The sequence below is a fragment of the uncultured Agathobaculum sp. genome, from assembly GCF_963927765.1.
In the GTDB taxonomy this organism is placed as follows: domain Bacteria; phylum Bacillota; class Clostridia; order Oscillospirales; family Butyricicoccaceae; genus Agathobaculum.
Genome location: NZ_CAWVCU010000101.1, coordinates 1 through 8,575, shown reverse-complemented (window position 1 = coordinate 8,575; position 8,575 = coordinate 1). Strand labels below are relative to the sequence as shown.

Annotated in this window: 13 protein-coding genes and 1 pseudogene; 5 read left to right on the top strand and 9 right to left on the bottom strand. The window is 53.2% G+C overall.

The window, feature by feature from the left end; translation table 11 throughout:
- From ABGT74_RS09230 to ABGT74_RS09210, 5 genes are all read right to left on the bottom strand, one after another.
- A partial coding sequence (locus tag ABGT74_RS09230) for a hypothetical protein (protein WP_346705307.1) occupies positions 1-210 on the bottom strand: 210 nt, incomplete at its 3' end.
- Positions 211-250: 40 nt separating this feature from the next.
- On the bottom strand, positions 251-706 hold the full coding sequence (locus ABGT74_RS09225; protein ID WP_346705306.1) for a helix-turn-helix transcriptional regulator: 456 nt from the start codon (positions 704-706) through the stop codon (positions 251-253).
- Between the two features lie 45 nt (positions 707-751).
- Positions 752-961, bottom strand: coding sequence for a hypothetical protein (locus ABGT74_RS09220; RefSeq protein WP_297283006.1), 210 nt, complete (start codon positions 959-961; stop codon positions 752-754).
- The gene (locus ABGT74_RS09215) at positions 936-1,277 is read right to left on the bottom strand and encodes a hypothetical protein (RefSeq protein WP_346705305.1); all 342 of its coding nucleotides are present in this window, start codon (positions 1,275-1,277) and stop codon (positions 936-938) included. Before ABGT74_RS09215 ends, ABGT74_RS09220 begins: the two co-directional genes overlap by 26 nt.
- On the bottom strand, positions 1,274-1,492 hold the full coding sequence (locus ABGT74_RS09210) for a hypothetical protein (protein WP_346705304.1): 219 nt from the start codon (positions 1,490-1,492) through the stop codon (positions 1,274-1,276). The genes ABGT74_RS09215 and ABGT74_RS09210 overlap by 4 nt, the downstream gene beginning before the upstream one ends.
- 65 nt (positions 1,493-1,557) lie before the next feature.
- Between ABGT74_RS09210 and ABGT74_RS09205 the strand changes: the two genes are divergently transcribed.
- Positions 1,558-1,908: a hypothetical protein gene (locus ABGT74_RS09205; RefSeq protein WP_346705303.1), complete on the top strand. Its 351-nt coding sequence runs from the start codon at positions 1,558-1,560 to the stop codon at positions 1,906-1,908.
- A 118-nt stretch (positions 1,909-2,026) separates the two neighbouring features.
- Here ABGT74_RS09205 and ABGT74_RS09200 read toward each other — a convergent pair whose 3' ends face one another.
- Complete coding sequence (locus tag ABGT74_RS09200) at positions 2,027-2,233, bottom strand: helix-turn-helix transcriptional regulator (protein WP_346705302.1); 207 nt, start codon at positions 2,231-2,233, stop codon at positions 2,027-2,029.
- Positions 2,234-2,380: 147 nt separating this feature from the next.
- Between ABGT74_RS09200 and ABGT74_RS09195 the strand changes: the two genes are divergently transcribed.
- From ABGT74_RS09195 to ABGT74_RS09180, 4 genes are all read left to right on the top strand, one after another.
- Entirely contained in the window at positions 2,381-2,728 is a 348-nt protein-coding gene (locus tag ABGT74_RS09195; RefSeq protein ID WP_346705301.1) for a helix-turn-helix domain-containing protein, read from the top strand.
- 200 nt (positions 2,729-2,928) lie between these two features.
- Complete coding sequence (locus ABGT74_RS09190) at positions 2,929-3,570, top strand: hypothetical protein (RefSeq protein WP_346705300.1); 642 nt, start codon at positions 2,929-2,931, stop codon at positions 3,568-3,570.
- Between the two features lie 95 nt (positions 3,571-3,665).
- Complete coding sequence (locus ABGT74_RS09185; protein WP_346705299.1) at positions 3,666-5,372, top strand: exonuclease domain-containing protein; 1,707 nt, start codon at positions 3,666-3,668, stop codon at positions 5,370-5,372.
- A 123-nt stretch (positions 5,373-5,495) separates the two neighbouring features.
- Positions 5,496-7,046: a recombinase family protein gene (locus ABGT74_RS09180; protein WP_346705298.1), complete on the top strand. Its 1,551-nt coding sequence runs from the start codon at positions 5,496-5,498 to the stop codon at positions 7,044-7,046.
- A 39-nt stretch (positions 7,047-7,085) separates the two neighbouring features.
- Here ABGT74_RS09180 and ABGT74_RS09175 read toward each other — a convergent pair whose 3' ends face one another.
- The 3 genes and pseudogenes from ABGT74_RS09175 to ABGT74_RS09165 form a co-directional block, all read right to left on the bottom strand.
- Positions 7,086-7,928, bottom strand: coding sequence for a LysM peptidoglycan-binding domain-containing protein (locus ABGT74_RS09175; RefSeq protein ID WP_346705297.1), 843 nt, complete (start codon positions 7,926-7,928; stop codon positions 7,086-7,088).
- A 115-nt stretch (positions 7,929-8,043) separates the two neighbouring features.
- On the bottom strand, positions 8,044-8,214 hold the full coding sequence (locus ABGT74_RS09170; protein ID WP_346705296.1) for a FeoB-associated Cys-rich membrane protein: 171 nt from the start codon (positions 8,212-8,214) through the stop codon (positions 8,044-8,046).
- Positions 8,215-8,274: 60 nt separating this feature from the next.
- A pseudogene (locus tag ABGT74_RS09165) lies at positions 8,275-8,575 on the bottom strand (ferrous iron transporter B); the annotation flags it as partial.

Sequence of the window (8,575 nt, the reverse complement as noted above, 5' to 3'; positions counted from 1 at the left end):
CTGGGCGCTTTCCTTTTGCTGTTTTGCCATTTCCGCGCGCATGAAGATATTCGCGGCGACCTCCTTCATGTGATCGACGCACTTCTTGTGCTCCTCGACGTTGGACTTCGGCACTGTATCCTCGGTATCGTAGATCTGGCAGACGGCTTTGCGGCCGCTTTTCAGCGTGAATTCCTGCTCCATGATCAGCCTGCGTGTTTTGTTTGCCATAAGCACACCTCCTCTGGGTATTGTATTCATCAGGGCTTGGTCACTTTTCCACTTGCGTCAGACTGGCAATCCACGCCATTTCAGTCAAGTGTGATCGGCGCAGCATACGGCCAAGAATGGCCTGAAACTTCGGGAACTCCTCGTCGTCTATCTTCCGGTCAAGCGCGATCCGCGCCAGCTCGTGTGCGTCCCGGCGCTCCTGCTCCCCGTCTTCGGCCTCTAAGCCTACCTCAAGTGCCAGCTGCTGCAATTCCACATCGCTCTCCGGGCGATGCCATACACAGCCCAACGGACAGCGGTTGCAATAATACCCATGCAGCCATGGCGCACGGTAAACTTCGGCCATCTGCGCCACTTTCTCTGGCGACGGCTCCCGGCTCTCCTGCTCGATGTCCTGCAAACAACGCACCGACCAGCCCAAACGCTCCGCTGCGGCTTCCTGCGTCAGACCCGCACCCTCACGGGCAGCCTGATACTTATTCTGGTATTCTCTCATCGTGGTACTTCCCTCCTTTTCGTGATATAATGCGAGCATAGCAGATCAATCCTTGCTTTGCGGCTCAAACCCGCCGAATGACGGCCCGGACTCCAAAAGCCTCCGGATATAGTCCACCACAGCAATCGTTTGCAGATGGGTAAAGCCTGCTTTTTTCGCCTGTTCCAGCAGAGACTGCGCGATTAGCGCGACACGGTCACGGCCTGCCGTATCCAGCAGCGCATTTCGCTCAGCATGCGACAGCTCGAGCTTCATGCCGCATCAACCTTCCTCTCCAGTAAGACAGTTCCTTCTCCATAAAGGCGGTTCCGCGAGCCGCAGCGCCTTGCACCTCGCCCAGCATTGCCTCGCGGTCAAAACTATGGGTCAGCGGTGTGAGAATGGCAGCGATCTCGTCCAGAACCTCCCGCCGTTCTTCATCGGCTCGCACAGGCGTGTATTCCAACTGATCACAAGCCTGCTGCAAGATTTCTTCCGCCTGTGTATCACCGCACAGCAGATCATACAGATCGTACATTTCCTTCGGGTGCGCATCGCAAACACCCAGCGCGTAATCTTTCATTGCACTCATGCCTTTTCTTCCTTTCCAGTTTCTCTATTGCGGTAGATTAAAAACTCATATAGAACTGCTCGCCGTAACCTCTCGATAAGGGCTATTGCCTGCACTTCTGAAATCTCTTTATCTCGAAATGCAGTCATTAGAGGTTTGGCTACTGATGACTGAATTTCGTTCGGAATAGTGTTACAGATTTCGACAATATCACTATCCGTTAGTTCAATTCGCATTATCTGTCTCCTTTCTGGCGTTTTTCTTTTCCCTGTGGTAAAATTTAGGGGAAAGGTGTGATTTTATGCTTAGCAAAGACTCGCGCAAGGTTCTCAGGCATTTCGTATGTCATAAGCCTAACTACATTTTTGTCGATACTCTGCAAGCTGAATTGCCAAACATAGATATTAGCTATCAGATCAACTATCTTTATCCCCAATATTTAGATCGTTCCATGCAACAGCATCCAGATCGAAATGAACTGGTTGGCGTTTACCGCATTAACCCGGACGGCGAAGCAGCATTGGAAGAACACTATGAAATGGGGTTACACTACAAAATTACAACCGGCATTGCCCTTATTGCGCTCATCAAATCATTTATGCCAGAGCTGACCGCAATAGTGGCATCACTATGGAAACTACTAACGCGATGATTGCTATTACCAGCGGAAAGTACGGGTGCTTGTACGGCGCATCTTCAATTTCTGTGCGAATCTTCTCCAGAAATTTTCTCACTCTCTCACCTCCATTTCGTTTACTTCACGCTGGCGGCTACCCCGCCTCCTTTTCCGGCTCGTCCGCGTACAGCTCATCGATGGTGCAGCCGAGCAGTCGGGCAATCTTCGGGAGCATATCATAACGCGGTCTGGATTTTCCGGTTTCCCACATAGCCACAGTGGCACGGGAGATTCCCAATTCTCTTGCCAAGCGTGCCTGCGTCCAACCGGCTGACTCACGTTTACATTTAATCGAATTCATATTCTCACCTCCTTCTTGTCAGTTATACTGACATTATGATAGCGCACTCTTTCTCGTTTGTCAATATAAAAAACAATTATGTTTCTCAATTTATTGAATTGTCAATTATATTGACGTATAATTAAATCAATGAATTGAGGTGAGATGTTGAACAGAGTAAAAGAACTACGCAAGGAAAAAGGACTTACGCAGCAAAAATTAGCAAAAGAAGTTGGCATCTCGCGCAGCGCTATTGCGATGTATGAAACAGGTGAATGCGATCCCAGTAGCGAAATGCTTAAAACTCTTTCGATTTTTTTTGATGTCAGCACAGACTATGTACTGTGTCTCACGGACATAAGAAAAGCGCCCACTCCCGAAGAAGTGAGCGCCATGCCAGAAGCGCAAGAACTGCGCGCCGTTATGGAGAGCCTATCACCCGAAGATCGGCAGCGGGTGCTTGCGTTTGGCCGCGGCCTTGCAGCGACCGCGCAAACGCCAGAAGAGAAGAAATAAAGGCGGACGGCAATTCGGACTGCGCAGCCAGTACCATGAGTTCGTCATATTCTTTCATCTGTCGCCCTCCCAAAAACCGAACAAGTGTTTGTTTTTTAATAATACACCACATGTCGGGTTTTGGCAAGGGGCAATGCAAGATATTGTAATTATTTTATAAAATGCTGGTGTTCAAATTGAACACGAGGGGGAATAGTACCGTGAGAAAGTGGCATGCACTTTTTACCATCTTCAGTATTCTAACACTTTGTGCATGTGGCAGTAATGCGATAGATCAGAACACACATCCAATGGATGATGCGTCTGCAAGCACAGATTCGTATATATCAACCGAAGAGGCTGAAAATGCATCAACCTCAGAAAATGCAAATGATGAGCCGATAATTTCGACTTTCGGAGCAAGCCAAGACTCACTTATCAAAGCTTTAAGAAATGCCATTGCTGACAGCGACTTTCCTGATTTGTTAAGTGATGACCCTGTCATCAATCGCAACGAAGCATCAGAATACATTCCGGCTGATGTATCTTATACTTACTCCGTCGCTGATGGTGCATCTCTTGTTTTATATTCAGTAGAAAGTTCTTCTGAACTATATCATGCTTATCTATGTTTTACTCCAGCTTCTCTTACTACTGATGCAGAACAAAGTGCAGTAGGTTATTTAGTGGGGCTTCTTGAAAGCGCATTTGAGCCAAATGTTGCCATGAGAGAGCAAATTGACACAGAATTAAATTTAAGCAACACCTCCATAGATGGCACCACGTTTGCTACCGGTACAATTGCAAATTGGACATATATCATTTCTAATGGTAGTTGTCAGCTAAGTATTATGGCAAAGTAAAATGCTCAAATTGTCACAGTCGGAGACTGCTTCTACAATAGTTTTTCACAAAATACCGGTGTTCAAATTGGACACCGCGAAAGGGATGAACGACATTGATTACTCCCGCTGATGGTTGGCATCGCTTCACTGATCCAGAGGAACTGCTCGCGTTTTCCAAGCAGCTGAAGTTGACTCCCAAGACTTTTACCGAACCCAAGCCGCTGATTTACAAGGGGATTTATACCGACCACCCTACGCCCTGTAAACTGGTCGGATATACAGGAAATTCCTTTGTTGTTATCGAAACATCCGACGGACTCCATACCATTCATGCAGAATACCTGCGCGAAATGCAAGCTGGCTCTGCTAAAAATCAGTCTAATGTCGAATCCTATACCTGCATTGACATTGAAACCACCGGCATTGAACAGAACCCATGTATCATTGAACTCGGCGCTTTGCGCGTGGAAAACGGTGAAGTTGTCGATTCTTTTTCACAGTTGGTTCATTCCCCTGTTCCCATCTCAGCAGGAGCTTCTGCGACCAACGGCATTTCTGATGCCGATCTGATTGGACAACCCGCAATCTCCGAGGTGCTTCCTCAATTTCTGGACTTTATTGGTGACTCTCTTTTAGTCGGCCACAACATTTCTTCTTTTGATATTAAACATCTTAATAAGGCTTGTATAGCAAACAACCTACCCGAAATCACCAACGCATACTGCGATACCATGACTCTTGCCAAGCAAAAGCTTGGTTTAAAACAAAGTCCCAGTCTGCAACAAGTTGCCAAAGAACTCAATGTGCAGGGCGGCAAAGCGCACCGTGCCTTAGGCGATTGCCAGACTACACAGGCAATTTATGAAAAACTCCGCCTAATAGAAGATAGCCCTATCGCATCGAAGCCTGCTTCCAAAACAACGCGCAAAACCAGCCAAAACGCCGATTATAGGCCAACCGCACAAGAAGTTGCAAAATATAAATCCCGACCCAAGGCAAATGATATCCACCCGACAACCGATCTGTTTGACCCGTCGCATCCGCTGTACGACCTGACCTGCGTCATCACCGGCGATTTGGAGCAGATAAGTCTCCGCGACGCCATGCAGGGCATCGCCGACTGCGGTGGTCACAACGCAGACAAAGTCACCAAAAAGACCGATCTGCTCATCATCGGCGACGGCTCCGACCCGACACATAAAAGCGGAAAGGTCACGAAAGCCGAAGAATATATCGCCAAGGGACAGCCAATCCGTATCGTGAACGAGACGGAATTTCTGGCGCTGCTGCATGCTGCCGCCTCGCTGCCCGACGTTCCCGCGCAGCTGCAAACCGGCACGGATGCCGCACGCATTTATCAGGAAATGTGCGATGCGCTGAGCTCCGCATCGGAAAACTATGATTTGGGCAAGCTCCAGCTGATGCAGCGCATGCCGGATAAAGCGGCAGCCTATGAAGCGATCGAGCTGTTCGGCCAGTCTTGCTTGAATTTCAAAGGCACCAAAACGCTGTATCTGGAGGTTTCTCCCAAGATTGAAGCGCTACTCACAGCCGCCGGTATCCCGCTTGAAACCGACCGAGCCAACGGCTGGGCTCGTGTTCCCGCAGCTGACGTTTCCTTTGCGGATCGCGCGCCGCTGGTCATTGAAATCTATGAAAAATACCTGATGACCAACGGGTTTGACTGTTGTTCCCGCTACCTTGCATGCAGCGAGGCCGGTCACTGCACTCACCCGGACATCATGTTCGCCGGTCAGTGTACATATCGTCAGAAATTACGCACCGGGCGTATTTTTTATGGCACTGAGCGTAACGTGTAACACCCCGCAGACCACAACCGAACACTGTTTTGTTGTGGTCTGCATTTTTACACCCGTTTACACCGAACAAATGTTCTGTTTTTATCCATTTCCCCGCACCATATACTGAAAAAAGGTGATTTTATGGCATATCTGATATACCTCCGAAAATCGCGCGCGGACGCCGAAGCCGAAGCCCGCGGCGAGGGCGAAACCCTTGCCCGGCATCGTGCCGCGCTGCTCGCACTCGCGCGCCGCATGGGGCTGGAGATCGGCGGGATCTATGAGGAGATTGTCTCGGGAGAAACCATCGCTGCCCGGCCGCAAATGCAGCGGCTGCTGACCGAAGTCGAGGCCGGGCAGTGGGACGGCGTGCTGGTCATGGAGATCGAGCGTCTCGCCCGCGGCGACAGCATCGACCAGGGCATCGTCGCGCAGGCGTTCAAATACTCTGGCACGCGCATCATCACGCCAGCCAAAACCTACGACCCCGCCAACGAGTTCGACGAGGAATACTTCGAGTTCGGTCTGTTCATGTCGCGCCGCGAGTATAAGACCATCAAGCGCCGCATGATCGCGGGGCGCATCGCCTCGGTCAAAGAGGGCAAATACATGGGCAAGACTGACCCCTACGGCTATTTCCGTGTCAAGGTACGGGACGGTAAGGGCTACACGCTCGAGCCAAACCCGCCGCAGGCCGCAATCGTGCGCGAGATCTTCGACTTGCGCCTGCAAGGTGTCGGCTGCTATGTCATTGCCTGCCGTCTCAATGCACGCGGTGAGCGCACCTCTGCTGGTGTCGCGTGGAGTTCGCAATCCGTGCACAACGTGCTGCGCAATTGCCTGTACGCGGGCTATGTGACATGGGGACGCAAGGCCGCGCAGCCCACCGTGCGCGACGGTGTGCTGACCAAGCCGCGCCGGTATGTAGATGACTACGTCAAGGCGCGCGGCCTGCATGAAGCGCTCGTCAGTGACGAGGATTTTAATACCGTGCAGCGCCTGCTGGACAACACCCCCGGCCTACCGCTCAAGAAAAACCACGAGCTGAAAAACCCGTTTGTCGGCCTGTTGTACTGCGCCAAATGCGGCCATGTGATGACCTACGGTGCACCGGCCGCTGCCCTACCCTGCACCGGTCGGCTGGACTGCCGCTGGGCGGATTGCAGCAATGTCAGCTCATTCTGCGCCGACGTGGAGGACGCGGTGCTGCACGCGCTGCGGCTGTGGCTGGCCGAATACGAGGTGGACATCGACCATCAGAATACAGTCGAGCGCGAACTGGACGCACGCGCCGCGCAGGCGCACGAAGAGATCCGCGCGATCCACGCCGCCCAGCGCAAACTGCGCGCACAGCTTGACCGTGCCGCCGAGCTGGTCGAGCAGGAGGTCTACACGCCGGAGTATTTTGTTTCCCGCCGCCGCCAACTGGACAGCCAACTCGCTGAGTTGGATCGCGCACTTGCCAAAGCCAGCGCCCGCGCGCTAACCATCGACCAAGAGCGCCGCGGCGCACCTGCCATGCGGCCGCGTCTGGAGCATGTAATCGAAGCCTATCCCAACGCCGCGACCGCACAGGAGCGAAACGACCTGCTGAAAAGCGTGGTCAGCCGCATCACATACGAAAAAAACGCCGCCGAGCGCAGTGCTGGCGACGCAACCATCTATATCCAGATTGAACGGCGATTTGAATAGAAAATCTTAGCCGGTCAATTGTATGTATCATAAAATAACTTATTCATAGGTCATCAGCAGTACATCGTCCGCCGCTGCGCCGAGCGCGGCGTAGTTGTGCGCCTCGTACAGGAGACCCGGCTGGTTGGCCGAGGTCTTGGGCGCGAGCGCCACCATCACTGTCAGCCCGGACGGCTCCAGCCGCGCGCGCACCGCGCGGACAAAGTCAGCATAGGCTGCCGCGTCCTCGGGCGGGATATACTCAAAGTCGATATCCACCCCTGCGAAGCCCTGCGCCGCAATCGTCTGCGCAAGGTTTTCAATCAGCGCGCCGCGCGCGACCGGGTCGCGCAGCAGCTGCTGCGCCCGCTCGCCTGAAAACTGTCCGTCCTCGCCGAGTGTCGTCAATACCAGCAACGGCAGCACGCCGTATTGCCGCGCCATGCGCGTGAGCATTTCCGCATTCTGCGGCAGAATGCGGCCCAAGCTGTCAAATCCATAGGAAAACACCGATAAGTACGTCAGATAGGGAAGCGTCTTACGGAGCACCCGCTGGTCGATATTGGGGTAGGCATACCCATTGACTGCAAACGTGCCCAGCTTAGACCCGTAAGAGATCACCAGCGTCTGCCCCGGCCAGATGCGGTCGCCGCCGCCCAGCTGCGGATTGTTTTGCAGGAGCGCCAGCACGGTCGTATTGTGCTGCGCGGCAATGCCGGAAAGCGTCTCCCCCTGCCGCACGGTATGTACCTGCACGGGCTGCGGCACGACGATCGTCTGTCCGGGCGTGAGCCGGTACGGCTCGCGCAGCTCGTTTTGCTGAATGAGCAGCTGCAACGGCGTCTGGTACGTCTGGGCGATGCGGTACAGGGAATCCCCCGGCTGAACAACATGGATCACCATAGAAAAACCACCTTTCTCCCCAGTCTATGCCGCACATCGGTCACCCGTGACCATTTGCACGCATAGAAAAGCCGTCCGGCGCTGCACACGCCGGACGGCAAGGGGGAAAGGTATCCTATTTGGTCTCTTCCGGAGGCGTGTCGACATGGCAGCCGCAGCTTCCTCTGCAGCCTGCACAGCCACCGCTGCATCCGCTGCACCCGCCCGTCTTAGACTGGCGCACCACCGATCGCGCGGCAAAAAACACCAGCGCCGCTACCAACAGGCCTACAATCAAGGTTGACATCTGCTTCGCCTCCTTTTGCTTTCATTGTAAAACAGAATTTGTTTGCAGGCAAGCCTGAAATCAGCCGTTTGCCTGCACTCTCATACGGCGCAGATCGGCCGTGTCCTCCGCCTGCGCGGGCTTGCGCACCAGCAGATAAATCATCAGGGCAAGTACGACAATCGCCGCGACCGTGCCGAAACCAAATGTGACTTCACCGGTGAGCAGGCCACCGAACTGGTAAACCATCAGCGCCACACAGTAAGCGAACACGCACATATAACCGATGGCAAATGCCGTCCACTTGGCGTTGTTCATCTCGCGCTTGATCGCGCCCATCGCCGCGAAGCACGGCGCGCACAGCAGGTTAAAGCACATGAAC

Bases quoted from the DNA above. Each gene is read 5' to 3' on its own strand.
- ABGT74_RS09225 (WP_346705306.1), bottom strand. From the start codon at position 706: ATGAGAGAATACCAGAATAAGTATCAGGCTGCCCGTGAGGGTGCGGGT.
- ABGT74_RS09215 (WP_346705305.1), bottom strand. From the start codon at position 1,277: ATGAGTGCAATGAAAGATTACGCGCTGGGTGTTTGCGATGCGCACCCG.
- ABGT74_RS09180 (WP_346705298.1), top strand. From the start codon at position 5,496: ATGGCATATCTGATATACCTCCGAAAATCGCGCGCGGACGCCGAAGCC.
- ABGT74_RS09220 (WP_297283006.1), bottom strand. From the start codon at position 961: ATGAAGCTCGAGCTGTCGCATGCTGAGCGAAATGCGCTGCTGGATACG.
- ABGT74_RS09175 (WP_346705297.1), bottom strand. From the start codon at position 7,928: ATGGTGATCCATGTTGTTCAGCCGGGGGATTCCCTGTACCGCATCGCC.
- ABGT74_RS09205 (WP_346705303.1), top strand. From the start codon at position 1,558: ATGCTTAGCAAAGACTCGCGCAAGGTTCTCAGGCATTTCGTATGTCAT.
- ABGT74_RS09200 (WP_346705302.1), bottom strand. From the start codon at position 2,233: ATGAATTCGATTAAATGTAAACGTGAGTCAGCCGGTTGGACGCAGGCA.
- ABGT74_RS09170 (WP_346705296.1), bottom strand. From the start codon at position 8,214: ATGTCAACCTTGATTGTAGGCCTGTTGGTAGCGGCGCTGGTGTTTTTT.
- ABGT74_RS09210 (WP_346705304.1), bottom strand. From the start codon at position 1,492: ATGCGAATTGAACTAACGGATAGTGATATTGTCGAAATCTGTAACACT.